Annotated in this window: 12 protein-coding genes and 2 pseudogenes; 5 read left to right on the forward strand and 9 right to left on the reverse strand. The window is 69.4% G+C overall.

Annotated elements, in window-relative coordinates; translation table 11 throughout:
- Nucleotides 1-12 precede the first annotated feature (12 nt).
- The 4 genes and pseudogenes from Q8A52_RS27660 to Q8A52_RS27675 form a co-directional block, all read right to left on the reverse strand.
- A complete protein-coding gene (locus Q8A52_RS27660) occupies nt 13-1485 on the reverse strand; it encodes a phosphatidylinositol-specific phospholipase C domain-containing protein (RefSeq protein WP_316756296.1) in 1473 nt (490 codons plus the stop codon).
- Between the two features lie 104 nt (nt 1486-1589).
- Nucleotides 1590-2015, reverse strand: a pseudogene (locus Q8A52_RS27665) (NPCBM/NEW2 domain-containing protein); the annotation flags it as partial.
- A 33-nt stretch (nt 2016-2048) separates the two neighbouring features.
- Nucleotides 2049-3683 (reverse strand): annotated as a pseudogene (locus Q8A52_RS27670) (NPCBM/NEW2 domain-containing protein); the annotation flags it as partial.
- Between the two features lie 198 nt (nt 3684-3881).
- Entirely contained in the window at nt 3882-4307 is a 426-nt protein-coding gene (locus tag Q8A52_RS27675; protein ID WP_316756298.1) for a DUF4345 domain-containing protein, read from the reverse strand.
- An 81-nt stretch (nt 4308-4388) separates the two neighbouring features.
- Here Q8A52_RS27675 and Q8A52_RS27680 point away from each other — a divergent pair, with 81 nt between their 5' ends.
- The gene (locus Q8A52_RS27680) at nt 4389-4997 is read left to right on the forward strand and encodes a TetR/AcrR family transcriptional regulator (protein WP_316756300.1); all 609 of its coding nucleotides are present in this window, start codon (nt 4389-4391) and stop codon (nt 4995-4997) included.
- A 124-nt stretch (nt 4998-5121) separates the two neighbouring features.
- Nucleotides 5122-7002: a propionyl-CoA synthetase gene (locus tag Q8A52_RS27685; protein ID WP_316756302.1), complete on the forward strand. Its 1881-nt coding sequence runs from the start codon at nt 5122-5124 to the stop codon at nt 7000-7002.
- A gap of 6 nt (nt 7003-7008) precedes the next feature.
- On the opposite strand, the gene Q8A52_RS27690 is transcribed toward Q8A52_RS27685, so the two are convergent.
- The gene (locus Q8A52_RS27690; protein ID WP_408649263.1) at nt 7009-7851 is read right to left on the reverse strand and encodes an LLM class flavin-dependent oxidoreductase; all 843 of its coding nucleotides are present in this window, start codon (nt 7849-7851) and stop codon (nt 7009-7011) included.
- Nucleotides 7852-7930: 79 nt separating this feature from the next.
- On the reverse strand, nt 7931-8950 hold the full coding sequence (locus Q8A52_RS27695; RefSeq protein ID WP_316756306.1) for an aldo/keto reductase: 1020 nt from the start codon (nt 8948-8950) through the stop codon (nt 7931-7933).
- A 156-nt stretch (nt 8951-9106) separates the two neighbouring features.
- Between Q8A52_RS27695 and Q8A52_RS27700 the strand changes: the two genes are divergently transcribed.
- On the forward strand, nt 9107-9697 hold the full coding sequence (locus tag Q8A52_RS27700) for a TetR/AcrR family transcriptional regulator (RefSeq protein ID WP_316756308.1): 591 nt from the start codon (nt 9107-9109) through the stop codon (nt 9695-9697).
- A 224-nt stretch (nt 9698-9921) separates the two neighbouring features.
- On the opposite strand, the gene Q8A52_RS27705 is transcribed toward Q8A52_RS27700, so the two are convergent.
- From Q8A52_RS27705 to Q8A52_RS27715, 3 genes are all read right to left on the reverse strand, one after another.
- On the reverse strand, nt 9922-12045 hold the full coding sequence (locus Q8A52_RS27705; RefSeq protein ID WP_316756310.1) for a SpoIIE family protein phosphatase: 2124 nt from the start codon (nt 12043-12045) through the stop codon (nt 9922-9924).
- Between the two features lie 922 nt (nt 12046-12967).
- Entirely contained in the window at nt 12968-13147 is a 180-nt protein-coding gene (locus Q8A52_RS27710) for a hypothetical protein (protein ID WP_316756311.1), read from the reverse strand.
- Between the two features lie 105 nt (nt 13148-13252).
- Complete coding sequence (locus tag Q8A52_RS27715) at nt 13253-13894, reverse strand: TetR/AcrR family transcriptional regulator (RefSeq protein WP_316756313.1); 642 nt, start codon at nt 13892-13894, stop codon at nt 13253-13255.
- 93 nt (nt 13895-13987) lie between these two features.
- On the opposite strand from Q8A52_RS27715, the gene Q8A52_RS27720 reads away from it, so the two are divergent.
- Both Q8A52_RS27720 and Q8A52_RS27725 read left to right on the forward strand, forming a co-directional pair.
- Nucleotides 13988-14671 (forward strand): class I SAM-dependent methyltransferase, encoded by a 684-nt coding sequence (locus Q8A52_RS27720; protein ID WP_316756315.1) that lies wholly within the window; start codon nt 13988-13990, stop codon nt 14669-14671.
- A 160-nt stretch (nt 14672-14831) separates the two neighbouring features.
- Nucleotides 14832-15281 carry an SRPBCC family protein gene (locus Q8A52_RS27725; RefSeq protein WP_316756317.1) on the forward strand — a complete coding sequence of 150 codons (450 nt, stop codon included), beginning with the start codon at nt 14832-14834 and terminating at the stop codon, nt 15279-15281.
- Nucleotides 15282-15771 lie beyond the last annotated feature (490 nt).

Raw genomic sequence — 15771 nt, forward strand, 5'->3', positions numbered from 1 at the left:
CGCCGCCGTGACCTAAGAGCGCAGGAACCACTGCTGGTTGGTGCCGCCGTTGCAGGACCAGATCACCAGCCGGGTCCCGTCCGCCGTGGACGATCCCGGAACGTCGAGGCATTTGCCGGACTGCTCCGAGACCAGTCGGCCCCCGGCCCCCTGCGTCCAGCGCTGGTTCGCACCCCCGGTACAGGTCCACAGCTCCACCGGGGTGCCGTCGGCGGTGTTCCCGCCGGTCACGTCCAGGCAGGCGCCGGCGAGACGCAGCGTGCTGTCGGGGGCTGCGGTCCAGTACTGGGCAGCGCCGGCGTTGCACGTCCACAGGTCGGCCCTGGTGCCATCGGCCCCCGAACCGCCATAGGCGTTCAGGCACTTGCCGGACAGCCCCGAGGACACGTAACCGGACAGTCCGCCCGGCTGGTGGCGGATGAGCGCGGCGACGAGGGCGTGTCCCGGGAAGTCGGTCATGACCACGCCGGTACGGGCGGAATATCCTCCGCCGAGGAAGTCCAGGGTGCGTTGGTTCAGCCCGGTGCCACCGCCGTACCCGCCGGCCATGTCGGCCGGAGTCGCCCCGGACGGCGCACAGTTGGCCGAGGTGTACGACACGTACAGCGCGCCCGAAGTATCGGACGCCGCCTCGGTCAGGTTGTCCCGGACCCCGTTCCACTTGGCGCCGAGATCGCACTGGCTCCAGTCGTCGGTGATGTAGTGGCCCCAGTCTCCGCTCGTCAGCTGGGTGAGCCCGTAGCCGGAGTAGATCTGACCGCGGGGCCCGGTGAACCGGGTCAGTACGATGTGGCCGCGCGCCTGGTCGAGGGTGGGCATGGTCGCGGTGGAGGTTCCGGTGACCGTCGGCGCGTAGAACAGGCCGGGGTAGCGGGCCGCGTAGTCACCGAAGATGCGCATGCGGTCCGCGGCGGTCGTGTCGGACGGGTCGTCGGCGCAGTGCCCGATCGAGGTGCTGCCGCTGCCGCCCTCGGTGGTGTCTCCATCGCATTCACCGTGCAGGTTCATCAGAACCGTTTCGGTGGGGTGCGCGGCGAGGAAGTCGCGGGCTTTGGACAGTACGTCGTCGAAGTTGGCGTTCTGGTAGACGTTGGTGTGGTGGATGGCGAACGCACCGCTCACGACCCGTACCCGGATGTCGATCGCCCGGATGCCGGCGTTGAGTTGTGCGGTGAGGGTCGCGGCGCCGTCGCCGTGGTTCTCCTGGGTCTCGTACGCCGAGGGGTAGAGCCAACCGCCGTGAATGGCCAGGGTGTCGTGGGTGCCGGGGATCGACAGGCTGCCGAGGCTCAGTCCGCCGTTCACTCCGCTCATCCAGTCCGGATGGCTCTGGGAGGCCAGGCTGTTGAAGGCGTCCGTCGAAGTGGACGGCTGCGCCGCGGCTGAGCCGGTGGTCAGCACGCCGAACGCGGCGCCCGTCAGGGTGAGGGCAACGGCGAGGGCGGCCCTGCGTAGAAGCCGTGCGGGTCTATTTGACCGGAACATGTCAGCAATATAGTGCCGGATTCTCGGACAGGTCCAGACCAGGAAACGGTGAGCCCGAGCCCCCGGCACGCGTGGGGTGCCGGGGCAGAGGTGTGCGTTTCCGTTCAGGCGCAGGCCAGTTGGGGTGCTCCCCAGTCGGCGTGGTCGTAGGTGTTGCCGTCTCCGGAGTCGGTGACGGAGAGGCGGAGTTCCAGTCCTCCGGTGAGGTCCGCGGAGAGCGTCTTGGCCGCGTCCGCGCCCGTCATGCGGCCGCTGTCCGCGACGAGCGTGTCATCCCTGTAGAGGCGGAAGACGACGGACCCGTTGCTCCCGCCGGCCTCGTCGTCCACGCCCACGTTCACCATCAGGCGTGAGCAGGTGCGGCCGAGGTAGTACGTCACGTCGCCGGTCGAGTGGGTGCCGAGCCCCTTGGCGTAGGTGGTGCCGTTGACGGTGAGGGTGCGGCCGTCACCGGCGGCCTTTTCGCCGTTGCTGCGGTCGCGCTCGACCGGACCCCAGCCGTTCACCGCCGAGGCCCACGACAGGTCGCTGAGCGCGTGCGTACCGGCCGTCGGGCCGCTGCCGCACGCGAGCCGGGCATCGGCCCAGTCCGCATGGTCGTAGTCGATCCCGTCGCCCCCGTCGGTCACGACGAGCCGCAGCGTCGTCCCGCCGGTCAGATCTGCCGTGAGGCGGATCGGCGGATCGGCGGCCGTCCGCACGCCGCTGTCGGCGACCTTGGTCGTGTCCCGGTAGATCCGGAAGGCGACCGACCCGCCCGCGGCCGACTCGTCGTCGACACCGACGTCCACGCGCAGGGACTTGCAGGTGCCGCCCAGGTGGTACGTGATGTCGCCGCTCGCGTGGGTGCCGAGGCCTTTGCCGTAGGCGGTGCCGTTGATGGTGAGGGTGCGGCCGTCGCCGGCTGCTTGTTCGCCGTTGCTGCGGTCGCGCTCGACCGGACCCCAGCCGTTCACCGCCGAGGTCCACGGCAGGTCGCTGAGCTGATGGATGCCCGCCGGCGGCGGGACCGGCGTGCCGGTTGTCACGCGGTACATCACCGTGCCGTGCGCGGGCACCGACGCGCTTATCTCATCCGTCGTGGTGGACTGCTGCTTGGACCAGAGGTCCTTGAGGGAGTACGACGTCGAACCGCCCAGGCCGATGGCCTCCGCGGTCGTCGACACCGTTCGTGCGGTCGTGTTCTCGTTGGTCAGCGTCACCGATCGTCCGCCGTCGGCGAGCGGCTTGGACATCACGACGAGACCGCCGGACGAGGACACCACCGTGCCCTGCCGGCCGAGTGGGTCCTGGTCGACGCCTATGACGTCGGTGTTCTTCAGGATGTCGAGCGAGGCCGATGACACGCTGCGCAGATCCGTGCCGATCAGGAGTGGCGCCGCCATCTGCGCCCAGAGGCTGAAGTGGGTGCGGTACTCGGTGTCGGTCATGCCGCCGTTGCCGACCTCCAGCATGTCGGGGTCGTTCCAGCCGCCCGGCCCGGCGTACGGCGCCAGGGGCTGATTCCTGTGGGCGATGCCGATCATGCTGGACCAGGAGTCGGAGATGTCCCCGGTCGTACGCCATGAATTGCCGTACTGCGCCGCCCACTTCCAGGGCTGGTTCTCGCCCCACTCACAGATGCTGTAGAGGATCGGGCGGCCGGTGGCCTTGAGCGCGTCCCCCATGGCCTTGTACCGCTGCTTGGCATCCACTGCGTTGTTGTTGCAGTTGTCGTACTTGAGGTAGTCCACACCCCAGGACGCCCACAGGTTGGCGTCCTGCTGCTCGTGCCCGAGCCCGCCGGGAAAGCCCTGTGTGTCGCAGGTCTTGGTGCCGGCGCTGGAGTAGAGACCGAACTTGAGGCCCTTGGAGTGGACGTAGTCCGCGACGGCCTCGATCCCGTGGGGGAAGCGGACCGGGTCGGGCACGAGGTTGCCGTTGGGGTCCCGGTTCGGCAGCGCCCAGCAGTCGTCGATGTTGACGTAGGTATAGCCCGCGTCCTTGAGTCCCAGGGAGACGAAGGAATCGGCGATGCCCTTGACCATGTCCTCGTTGAACTCGCCCCGGCAGTGCGTCGAGTTCCAGTTGTTGAAGCCCATCGGCGGGGTGCGGGCGAGGCCGTTGTCCACGGCGGGTCCGGCGACCGGCATCGTCACCGGGCCTGACGCGGGCCTGGCCGCGACGAGGGTCGGGACGGCCAGGCACAGCGCGGCCATGGCTATGGCGAACTGCTTTCTGCGAAGGCGTCGTTCGGCAGACACGTGCGGCTCCCAGGGGGGTGAGTGGTGCACACGATCAAACGCGGGCGAACGAAAGTCACCACATCCCAACCGGCCTGTCTGGGTCATGTCAATACCTGCGCCACCCTCGGCCGGAACCGCTTTTGTACTCCGAAGTGCGGATGCGCTTGCTTCTCATACGTGCCGTCGCACGGCTTCGCCCTGGGTCGGGACATGAAGCGCCTTCTCCTCGGCGTCCGCCAGCCAGAGGAACAGTGGCGCCAGCACCAGTTCGATGACTCCCAGTGCCACCTGGAACGCGTGCGGCCATCCGTGCATGGCCAGCGAGAGCAGCCGCCCCACGGCACCCAGCAGGAACACACCGGCCAGCCATCGCACCGTCGCGGCGGGGATCGGCGACTGCCGGGCCGCCCGGAGCCAGGCCAGACCGTATCCGGCGAAGATCGCACCGAAGAACCGTCCCAGGCTGTCGATCGTCGGCCCGGCCGACCGCTCGCCCGGGATCGCCGCGTTGCCGAGCAGTACATGGAAGAGCCCGATCGCCACGCAGGCGTACCCCATCGTGACAACCAGTCCCCGGAGTGCCTTGGCTTTGGCCATGACGTCATCGCCCCTTGCTAGTAGACGTGTGTCTACTAGGCTAAAGCCCCTTAGTAGACATGTGTCAAGTAAGATGCGGTCGTGCCTCCCCGTCAGCGGCTCAGCCCCGCAGAACGCCGCGCCCAACTCCTCACGGTCGCCGCGCACCTCTTCGCGGCGCAGCCGTACGACGAGGTGCTGATGGAAGACGTCGCCGAGCGCGCCGGTGTCTCGCGCGCGCTGCTCTACCGGCACTTTCCGGGCAAGCGGGACCTGTTCGCCGCCCTCTACCAGCAGGTCGCCGACGAGCTGCTCGCCAAGACCCGGCTCGACCCCGCCGCCACCCTGGTCGAGCAACTCGCCCAAGGCCTGGACGCCCACATCGAGTACTTCGCGGAGAACCGCAACACGGTCCTGGCGGCCAATCGCGTCCTGGCCGGTGACCGCCTGATCCAGACGATCATGACGAACGAGCTCGATGCCCTGCGGGAGCGCCTGCTCGGCGTGCTCCCGCTCGCCGACGGCAGCACCCGGGATGCCGTGTCGGGTGTCCTGAAGAGCTGGTTGGTGTTCGTCCAGGTGCTGTGCGTGGACTGGCTCACCGAGGAGACCTGCACCCGTACCGAACTGCGCGACGTGTGCATCGGCGCCGCGGTGGGCGCCATCCGGCCCCTCCTGGACGAGGACCCCGCACCGGACTGGCCCCGCTGACATCGACTTGTCGATGTTCAGCCGGTGCGGGATGCCCGCGGAGTGGGATGCTGATCAGACAGGACGGAAACGTGCACGGTGCGGGACAGCGTGGTGCCGGGGCGATTCGACGAGGAGATGCCTGATGGGGAAGTACACGGATGTCCACCGCCGAAGCCTGACCGACCCGGAGGGGTTCTGGATGGAGGCAGCCGAGGCCATCGAATGGTCCCGCAAACCCACCAGAGCCCTGGATGCCTCCCGGGAGCCCTTGTACAGCTGGTTCCCCGACGGCGAACTGAACACGGCTCACAACGCCCTGGACCGGCACGTGACATCCGGGCGCGGCGCGCAGCCTGCGCTCGTCCACGACTCCCCGGTGACCGGCACCAAGACCTCGTACACCTACACCGAGCTGCGCGATGCCGTGGCCGTCTTCGCCGGGGCGCTGTCCTCGCTCGGCGTCGCCAAGGGCGACCGCGTGATCATCTACATGCCGATGGTGCCGGAAGCCATCATCGCCATGCTTGCCTGCGCGCGCATCGGCGCCGTTCACTCGGTCGTGTTCGGCGGATTCGCCCCCAAGGAACTCGCCGCGCGCATCGAGGACGCCCAGCCCAAGGTGATCGTGGCGGCGTCCTGCGGAATCGAACCGACCCGCATCATCGACTACAAGGAGATCATCGACCAGGCGCTGCAGACCACCCGGCATCAACCTGAACACACCGTGATCCTGCAACGCGAGGCCGCGCGCGCCGAGTTGAACGACCGGGATCTCGACTGGCACGAGCTGGTCGCCACCGCGAAGCCGGCCGACCCCGTGCCCGTGGCGGCAACCGACCCCCTCTACATCCTCTACACGTCCGGAACCACCGGCAGGCCCAAAGGCGTACTGCGCGACAACGGTGGTCACGCGGTCGCGCTGGCCTGGTCGATGAGCAACATCTACGGCGTCGGTCCCGGCGACACGTGGTGGGCGGCGTCCGACGTCGGCTGGGTCGTCGGCCACTCCTACATCGTCTATGCCCCGCTGCTGATCGGCGCCACCACGGTGCTGTACGAAGGCAAACCCGTCGGGACACCGGACGCCGGCGCATTCTGGCGGGTGATCTCCGAGTACGGAGTGAAAGCGATGTTCACCGCACCGACCGCGCTGCGCGCCATCCGCAAGGCGGATCCGGATGCAACCGAGCTCTCGCGATACGACCTCTCCGCATTCGACGCCCTCTTCCTCGCCGGAGAACGCCTCGACCCGGACACCTACCGCTGGGCCCACGACACCCTGGGCGTGCCCGTCATCGACCACTGGTGGCAGACGGAGACGGGCTGGCCCATCTCGGCCAACCTGCGCGGACTGGAACTGATGCCCGCCAAACCCGGGTCGGCCACCGTGCCCGTACCCGGGTTCGACGTCCAGGTCCTGGACCCGGCCACGAGCGAACAGCTGCCCCGGGGCCGGGAGGGAGCGATCGCCGTCCGGCTTCCCCTGCCACCCGGCTCGCTGCCCACGCTCTGGGGCGACGACCAGCGGTACATCGACGCCTACCTGGCCGAGCACGACGGCTACTACACCACGGGCGATTCCGGTTTCTTCGACGAGGACGGCTATCTCTTCGTGATGGGCCGCACCGACGACGTCATCAATGTCGCTGGGCACCGCTTGTCCACCGGCGCGATCGAAGCCGTACTCGCGGCGCATCCCGCAGTCGCCGAATGCGCGGTGATCGGGGTCCACGACGAGGTGAAGGGCCAACTGCCGCGCGGTCTGGTCGTGCTCAAGTCCGGTGTGCATCCGGATGAGGCCACTCTCCGCGAAGAGCTTGTCGCGGCAGTACGCAGAGACATCGGACCAGTGGCGGCCTTCCGCGATGTCACCGTGGTCGACGCCCTGCCCAAGACCCGCTCCGGCAAGATCCTCCGCAAGGCGATGCGGGGCATCGCCGACGGCCGGGACGTGCCGATGCCCTCCACCATCGAGGATCCCGGTGTGCTGGACAACCTCCGGCCGATGCTGCGGCCGCGGTAGGGGTGTTCAGGCCGACGGGCTGATCAGTTCGTCGGCAACCCACCGTGCGACGTCGGCAGGGTAGGGAGCAGGCAGCCCGAGGACGATGTGCCGGAATCCGGCGTCCATCGCCTCGCCCATCGCGTCCCGGGTGACGCCGGGTCGGCCGTAGCAGACAGGCAGGTGGATCGAGCGCGTGACCGAGGTGGGATCGCGCCCGATCCCGGTGCAGTAGCGGTCCAGCAGTGCGCTGCGGCGGACGGCGTCGTCGATGTCCCCACCCGGGATGTTCCACAGGTCGGCGTGCTCGGCGACCACGCGCAGCGTGGCCGACGAGCGTCCGCCGATCAGGATCGGCGGGTGGGGGCGCTGGAGGGGTTTGGGGTTGCCGAACGCTCCGGTGAGGTGGTGATGGGTGCCGTGGACGTCAAAGGGTTCCTCCTCGGTCCACAAGCGCCGGATCACCATGCAGGCTTCGGCGAGGCTCCCCACGGCATGTGCGGAATCGTGGAACGGCAGGCCGTGGGCTTCGTACTCACGCCGGGCCAGGGGATGGCCGGGGCGTGAGCCGACGCCGATGCCGAAGTCGAGCCGCCCGCCGGAGACGATGTCGACGGTCGTGGCGATCTTGGCCAGCAGCGCCGGAGGCCGGAACCGGTTACTGGTCACCAGCACGCCGAGCCGTAGCCGTCGGGTGTGGGCGGCGAGGGCCGAGAGCAGTGTCCAGCCCTCGTAGGTCGGTCCGTCCGGATCTCCTCCGATCGGCATGAGGTGATCGAACAGCCACGCATGCTCGATCTCCGGGATCGTGTCCGCCTCGCGCCAGACGCGCAGGACGTCGTGGTAGTCGACCTGCGAGGGGGCGGTCATGATCCCGAAACGGGTTCGGGGTGTGCTTCGGGGTGAGTGAGTCATGGAGTTGCTGGTCCATTCGAAGCTGGTCGGACGATCAGCGGCGCCGCAGTGACGGGTCGAGCAGCGCGGGCGGGGTGTCGTACTTCTCGAGCGGGGCCAGGTCGGTTCCGGCGGCGACGATGGCGTCGATCGCGTCGAGTACATCGGCCCGGAGCACGGTGTCTGCGGCGGCGAGTTGGGAGTGCAGGTGGTCCAGCGTGCGAGGACCGATGAGCGCGCTGGTCACGCCGGGGTGCGCGGTCACGAAGCCGAGCGCGAGCTGGATCATCGTGAGGCCGGCCTCGTCCGCTACTTCGGCCAGCCGCTCGACCGCGTCGAGCCTGGCACGGTTGGAGGCGAGGGTGAGGTCGAAGCGCTCCGGCATGAACGCCGAGCGGTTGGTGGTGACTTCCCGTCCCGCGCGAATCGCGCCCGACAGCCAGCCCGAGGCAAGCGGGCTCCACGCCAGCACACCGAGCCCGTACTCCTCGGTCACGGGCAGCACATGGGTCTCGATACCTCGCTGCAGGATCGAGTAGCTGGGCTGTTCGGTGACGTAGCGGCTCAGGTGATGCTCGCGGGCGGCCCACTGGGCCTGCACGATGCGGTGTGCGGGGAAGGTCGAGGAGCCGAAGTAGCGGATCTTTCCCGCGCGTTGCAGGTCGGTCAGCGCCGACAGCGTCTCCTCGTCGCTGGTGCTCGGGTCCCACCGGTGGACCTGGTAGAGGTCGACGTGGTCGACACCGAGGCGGCGCAGGCTGTTGTCCAGTTCGGTGCTCAACCAGCGCCGTGAACTGCCCCGATGGTTGCGCTCGTCGCCCATGGGCATGGAAGCCTTCGTGGCCAGCACGATGTCCTCGCGGCGGCCGGCGATGGCTTTGCCGACCATCTCTTCCGACTCGCCCTGGCTGTATATGTCGGCGGTGTCGATGACGTTGATACCGGCCTCGAGAGCGGCATCGACGATGGCGGTGGCCTCCTCCTGGGTGGTGCGCCCGATCTTGCCGAAGTTCATCGCGCCGAGCGCGAGCGAGCTGACCTGCACGCCGGTGCGGCCCAAGGTGCGGTACTGCATGATCGTGTTCCTCCATTGCGGGTGAAACGTGGTGACAACGCGTGAAGTAGGTGCCGGGCCCGCTGCCCTGGCATCATGGGCAAACGGAACCTTGTTCCGGTAACAATACGGAACCCTGTTCCGTTTTTGCAAGGTCGGTAACGGAGGAGAGGCGCGATGAACGACGGCGACGAGGGCGCAGGGCACGCGGCCCCGGCCAGGCGAAAGGACGCCCGGCGCAACAAGGAGACCCTGCTCGACGCGGCGGCCGCGGTCTTCGTCGCGTCAGGCGTGGATGCGCCGGTACGCGAGATCGCGGCCCAGGCGGGCGTCGGGCTGGGCACGATCTACCGCCACTTCCCGACGCGAGCGGACCTGATCATCGCCGTCTACCGGCACCAGGTCGACGCCTGCGCCGAGGCGGGTCCGGCTCTGCTGGCGACCAGTGCAACTCCGTACGCCGCACTGGGGCAATGGATCAACCGCTTCGTTGACTTCCTGGTCACCAAGCACGGACTCGCCGCCGTGCTGCAGTCCGACAACGCCGGCTTCGACGCGCTGCACGCCTACTTCCTCGACCGACTGGTGCCCGTGTGCACCCAACTGCTCGAAGCCGCGGCCGCCACCGGTGAGATCCGCTCCGACCTGGAGGCCTACGAGCTCATGCGAGGCGTCGGGAACCTCTGCATCGGCGCGGAGAGCGATTCCCGCTACGACGCACGCCGACTGGTCGGGCTCCTCATCGCGGGGTTGCGCCGCCCACATTGACCATCGGTAGGGCTCGGTCGGCCGGCGCCCCGTCCGCGGACGTCAGAGCCCGATTCCGTGATCGGCACGGTCGCGCGCCTGGCCGTCGGGCACCTGCGCCGGCCCAGCTGCACCGGGGCGGGGTGACCGGGGGCGTCGTCTCGATCAGTCGCCAACCACCCGTCGGCGTCAGCTCGCTTGCCGAAACCGTCGCAGAGAGCAGGTGGCCGGTATCGGCCCCCGACTCACCTGCCGCCTTGTCCCGGGTCGTCCGGCCCGAGGGGGTGTGCGCAGGCGATGAGCAGGGCGACGTCGTCGGGGGCGCCGGGGTGGCGGAGGCGGTGGAGAAGACGGTCGCAGGTGTCCTCCAGCGGGCCGAATTCCTCGAGGAGGTGCAGGAGGGTGTCGAGGCGCTCGTCGATGGGGTAGTCGCGGGTCTCGACCAGCCCATCGGTGTACAGCACCAGCTGGTCGTAGGGGGCCAGATTGATGGCGGTGCTCTCGAACGGGACGCCGCCCACGCCCAGGGGAGCCCCGGTGGGCAGGTCGAGCAGCACGGGGCGCCGACCGTCGCGTACGAGGACGGGGGGCAGATGGCCGGCGCTGGCGATGCGGCACTCGCCGCGGTGGGGGTCGTAGACGGCGTAGAGGCACGTGGCTATGTACTGCTCAAGCCGCCCGGTGATCACATCGAGGTGCTGCAGAACCTTGGCGGGTTCGAGGTCCAGGTCGGCGTAGGCCGCGGTGGCGGTGCGCAGGCGGCCCATCGTGGCGGCGGCGTCGATGCCGCTGCCCATGACGTCGCCCACGACGAGCGCTGTCCTGGCTTCCTCCAGTGGCAGGACGTCGTACCAGTCACCGCCGATCTCGTAGGCGGCCTGCGCGGGCCGATAGCGCGCGGCGACCTGGAGACCGGGAAGATCCGTCGGCAGGTCGGGGAGCAGACTGCGCTGCAGGGTCTCGGCGGCGCTGCGCACGCTCTGGTGCGTGCGGGCGTTGTCGATGCACACCCCGGTGCGGGAGGCGAGCTCGCTCGCGATGGCGACGTCGTCCTCGTCGAAGGGACGTGGGTCGCGGGCGCGGGTGAGGCCGAGGAAGCCGAGCGTGTTACCGCGAGCGGTGAGCGGAACGGCGAGGTACGAGTGCACCCCGGCGCGGGCCAGCAGGGTGGCCGCTTGATCGTCACGGGCCATGCGCCTGAGGTCACTGCCCTCGGCATGGCTGACGAGTATGGGGCGGCCCGTGCGCACGCACAGCGTGGCCAGCCGGTCGGCACCGTACGCCGCCAGCTCTCCGGGTGGGTCGGCGGCCCGTTCGGCGTCGGTGGGATAGGCCGCCTTCACCGCCAGGGCACGGAAGAGCTCCGGGCCGGTATGGGACCGTGGGCGGTGCTCGTCCAGGACCGAGTCGAGTACGTCGACGGCGACCACGTCGGCGAAGTCGGGCACGGTGACCTCAGCCAGCTCCCGGGCCGTCTGGTCGACCTCCAAAGTCGTGCCGATGCGGATGGAACCGGCGGCGATGAGAGCCAGACGCCGTCGTGTCTCGGTGGCCGCCAGCGCGGATTCGTAGCGCTCGGTGACGTCGATCACCCACTGGGCCACCCCGAGAACCTGGCCCTGGGCGTCCTCCAGCCGGTACACCGAGATCGACCACGCATGCGTGCGCCCGGGGTCGGAAGGCGTGCGGCCGACGACGGTCGACTCCTCCACGAGAGGGATCCCGGTCTCGAGGACCCGCCGCATCGCGGCCTCGGCGTCCTCGAACTCCGAGGACTTCATGACCTCGCGGTAGCGGCGCCCGAGGTGGTGCTTCGCGGCAAGTCCGTGCATGCGCTCCAGAGCGGGGTTGACGGTCACGTACCGCAGGTCGGTGTCCAGGATCGCCACGCCGATGGGGGACTGGGAGACCAGCCGCGTGGCCAGGGCGACACTCTTTTCGAGTTCGCGCAGCGTGGGGGAGTCGGTCCCCAGGCCAAGGGCGTAGAAGTCGCCGTGGTCGTTGAGCAGGCGCATGTTGCGCAGTTCCACCAGGCGGGTGCTGCCGTCCGCACAGCGGACGGGGAACGTGCCCGCCCAGGCCTGGCCCGTCTCCATGACCTCGGCGAATGTCTTGATCACCCAGTCCCAGTTCTCTTCGTGGACGAGCAACTGCGCGGCGTACTGGCCGAGCGCTTGCTCGGCGGTGTAGCCGTACAGCGCCTCGGCCTGCGGACTCCACAGGACGATGCGGCCCTCGGCGTCCAGCAGCACCGCCGCGACACCGAGCAGGTCCATCAACCCGCTCGGCGCCGACGTTCGGTCCTCCGGCCGGCCGCTGTTCTCCAGTCCGAGGTCGGCAGGAGGCTGCCCGGATGAGCTTGCGCTCATCGTCGGCCCTCCTTCCAGCCGCAGGTGCCGTACGACCCGCTCGCGGAACCAGGCCGAAACCCAGCCGGGACTGCACGTACCCGCGCTTCCATGGTCCCTCCCGGCAGCGGAACGGGGCACCTCGGTAGCAGCTCCACGGCTCCTCGACCGGCCGGGTACCGCCGCAGCGGGCGGTGACGGCCCAATCGCCGTCAAGGTCTCGGTGAAGCCGGCCGTCCGGCCCATGCTTCCGTCGGCCGTCCCCTCCCACCAGTACTGCGACGCCGTACCCGCGCATGTGTAGGCCGCCGGCTGCGCCGTGGCAGCGGTACGGCCACGGCCGCGGGCGCCGCCAGGAGACCTGCGCCCCAGCGTCGGTGCCGCTGCCGTGAGCGTGACCTCGTCCTTCCACCGTGTCGGTCGGTTGTGCATGCGTCCGTGCGTCGGAGCCGGGCGCGCGGGCCCGAGGCCGGGGCGCCCAGATCCGGCCGGCCGGCCCCTTCTGCGGCGCCCCCCGTATGACGTGCCGCAGAAGGGAAGCCGCGCGCGGCCACCACGACGGGCGGCCAACGGCGGCTCACCGGAGGCGAACTCCCGGCAGAGCCGAGGCGCCGCCCGGCGCCGACCACACATCCAGGCTCTGGGCCGGCTGCCTTGTTGCGCACGCCTGTATCGCCACATGCAACAAACTCCGCGGCGGCCGAGCTCAGCGCTACTCGGCCGTCGTGAGGGCCCGATCGACCCGGCGGCCGGTCCGGTGCAGCGACTGGCTTTCGAGATCTGCGGGGCCGGCCGCAGGGTCGGGTGTGCAGGCCTACGTAGCGGGAACTACGGCATCACTCACCGTCGCGGACGGCTGAACCAGTCCTTGGTATCCGCTCCTGTGGCCAGAACCAACATCACCGCGCCCGAGCGGCGGCAACTCCCCACAGTCCGTGCTGAGTTACGCCCCGACGGCGCCGCCGGCGACGACCAGCCAGCCGACTGCGACCGCGGTGATGCGTACGCCACCGCCACCGTTCGCGACCTTCGCCGCGGCCAGGGCCGACGCGGCCGCCGGCAGCGTTCCGACGAGGAGCAGCAGCACGCGGACGGTCCTGACTGGGCCCGGCATTCTGGTCATGCGGATTCTCCCCGCGGACGGTTCGATGCGGGGGCACTGTGCCACGCGGCGGTCACCGCCGTATGCGCCCGCGTGTGAAGGCGACAGTGCCACCCAGGGGCCGGGTCAGGGGCCGTCCGGCTCTTCGTGCCTGTCCGGCAGCAACGACCGCAGGGCCATGTCCGTCACCTCGGCCTCCACAGTCTCCCGGTCGGTAACCACCGCCGCGCGGAAGGAACGGCCCGCCAAGAGCGAGATGAGCCACCAGGCTGCGGTGAGCGGGTCGATGTCGTGGCGGATGCCGCCGGCGCTCTGGCCGCGGCGGAGCAGGTCGGCGAGCGTATGGGCGAAGTGCTGGTGGACCTGGCGGAGCGCGTCCCCGAGTTCCGGGTCGTGGGCCATTGCCGTGGCGTCGGCGAAGAGGAACCCATGCGATCCGGGCTGGTGGAAGCGGTCCATGTGGGCCGGATCGAGGAAGGCCGCCAGCACTTCGGGGACCGGGCGTCCGGCGTCGGCGGCCCGGTTGAGCAGCTCGGACACGGCGGAGGTCGCGTGGTCGAGGGCCGCCCGGTACAGCGCGGCCTTGGATCCAAAGTTCTGGAACACCACCGGCTCGGTGACGCCGACGCGCCTGGCGATGTCGGAGACCTTGCCCCGCTGGTACCCGGTCTCGGAGAAGACCTCCGTGGCGGCCATGAGGATCGACGCACGCCGCTCCGCTGCGGGCAGGCGCGTCCGGGTACGGGCTCGGGGCTCGGGCTCGGTCACGCCCGTCATCCTATGCCGCCCCTTGCCGTTTCTCTTAGTCGAGACTAAGTTATGCGCAGTACTTAGTCGTGACTAAGTTATGGAGGAGGGTCCATGTCTCTCGGTCACCTCATGCAAGGCAAGCCGCGCCCCGACACACCCGGCGTGACGATCGCAACCCCGCGCGCGTACGAGGCCTTCGGCGCCCTCTGTTTCGCCGGTCGCCGCCACCGCGCCTTCACCCGCCTCGCCGAACTCAGCGGAGCCGAGCCCGGTGACCGTGTCCTGGACGTGGGGTGCGGCACCGGCTACCTCACCCGGCACATGGCCGTGCGTGTCGGCCCCGAGGGCGCGGTGACCGGTGTCGATCCGTCACCGCCGGTTCTCGACTACGCCCGCCGTCGCAGGCCACAGCCGGTCAGCGCTCCCTGCACCTATCGGGAGGGCATCGCCGAGTCCCTCGATCTGCCCGATGCTGCCTTCGACACGGTCGTCACCAGCCTGATGCTGCACCACCTGCCGCAGGAGCTCCGGCCTGCCGCACTTCGTGAGATGCGCCGGGTGCTGCGGCCCGGCGGGCGTCTGCTGGTCGTCGAGTTCCGTCCGCCGAGGTCCAAGCTCGGCCGGCACCTCGTGCATGGCGGGGCGGGCCGCGCCATGGCACACCACCGCGTGGACCTGCTGGACGGACTGATCACGGACGCGGGATTCGAGGTGCAGAGCAGCGGCGACGTACGGCCGTGGCTGTGCTACGTGCAGGCGGTGCGGCCGATGCGGTCCGAGACGACGAAGGCGTGACCTGAGGGCGTAACCGCTCATCCGACCGGACGGCGAACCGCATTTCGCGGCTCCGCGCGTGGTCGTGTACGCCTTCCGGGTGCGGGCATCCCCCGGACGGCCGATGGTGGAGGTGGAAACTGGCCCGTTACCTGTGCGGATGATCACGGAGGTGTTGCACATGTCCACGATCGAGAACCAGATCGACGTCGCTGTACCCGCCGAGGTGGCCTGGGACTACCTGCACAGCGTGGAGAGCCTTCCGCAGTTCGTGGACGGAGTCCGGGACGCGCGACCAGAGGGCAAGCGCCGAGCACATCTGGCCCTGGAATCCGACGCGGGACCGCGGGAACTCGACGCCGAGTTCACCGACCGTGCCAAGGGCGGGGCGCAGGGCAGCGTGATGATGTGGCACACCGCCAAGGGTGAGGGCGCCGACCTCAAGGGCGCGTTCACCGTAAGGGCGATCGACGACCAGCACACGCAGATACAGCTCCGCGTCGAGTATGACCCGGAGAAGACCCGTGAGACCTTCGGCGGTCCCAAAGGGTTCGCCCAGTCCGACAGGATCCAGCATCTGATCCAGCACGATCTCGAACAGTTCAAGGAGTTCGTCGAAGCCAAGCGCTGAACAGCACATTCCGCCGGTGCCTCGGGGCTGGGACTGCGTGCGTACGGGCGTGGTTCCCCAGTTCGGGATGGTGTTGGCATCCGCGTCGAGGCACAGGTTTCCGGCAGCCTTGCCGGTGATCTTGCAGTAGCGGTACACGATCCACCTCCGCCCCTTGCCTGTGGTGTGGATGTCCGCGCCCGCGGGAGACGGCAGTTCGCTCAGCGATGTCGGGCAACCTCACTCGGCCACTCGGACGAGACAGTCATCCGGGTGGCGCCGAAGGACCGCGCCCCCGTGCGTCTGCGGGCGCCTTGCTGGAGACCGTGGCTACGCTGCCGGAATCGTCGTACCAGAGGAGTGGCCCATGCATCCGGCATTCCAGACCAAGGCTCTGCCGAGCTGCACCCCGAGCTCCGCCCCAGCCGGAACCCGTTCGATCCGCCCAACACCTTCCCCACGTACCCAGACCCCTTCGATGCGCTTCGCGACGGGCAGGCACCCTGGCAGA

The sequence above is a fragment of the Streptomyces herbicida genome (assembly GCF_032656585.1).
Taxonomy (GTDB): domain Bacteria; phylum Actinomycetota; class Actinomycetes; order Streptomycetales; family Streptomycetaceae; genus Streptomyces; species Streptomyces herbicida.

Coding starts and splice junctions, on each gene's coding strand:
- Q8A52_RS27660 (WP_316756296.1), bottom strand. CDS start 1,485: ATGTTCCGGTCAAATAGACCCGCACGGCTTCTACGCAGGGCCGCCCTC.
- Q8A52_RS27675 (WP_316756298.1), bottom strand. CDS start 4,307: ATGGCCAAAGCCAAGGCACTCCGGGGACTGGTTGTCACGATGGGGTAC.
- Q8A52_RS27685 (WP_316756302.1), top strand. CDS start 5,122: ATGGGGAAGTACACGGATGTCCACCGCCGAAGCCTGACCGACCCGGAG.
- Q8A52_RS27690 (WP_408649263.1), bottom strand. CDS start 7,851: ATGACCGCCCCCTCGCAGGTCGACTACCACGACGTCCTGCGCGTCTGG.
- Q8A52_RS27695 (WP_316756306.1), bottom strand. CDS start 8,950: ATGCAGTACCGCACCTTGGGCCGCACCGGCGTGCAGGTCAGCTCGCTC.
- Q8A52_RS27700 (WP_316756308.1), top strand. CDS start 9,107: ATGAACGACGGCGACGAGGGCGCAGGGCACGCGGCCCCGGCCAGGCGA.
- Q8A52_RS27705 (WP_316756310.1), bottom strand. CDS start 12,045: ATGAGCGCAAGCTCATCCGGGCAGCCTCCTGCCGACCTCGGACTGGAG.
- Q8A52_RS27710 (WP_316756311.1), bottom strand. CDS start 13,147: ATGACCAGAATGCCGGGCCCAGTCAGGACCGTCCGCGTGCTGCTGCTC.
- Q8A52_RS27720 (WP_316756315.1), top strand. CDS start 13,988: ATGTCTCTCGGTCACCTCATGCAAGGCAAGCCGCGCCCCGACACACCC.
- Q8A52_RS27725 (WP_316756317.1), top strand. CDS start 14,832: ATGTCCACGATCGAGAACCAGATCGACGTCGCTGTACCCGCCGAGGTG.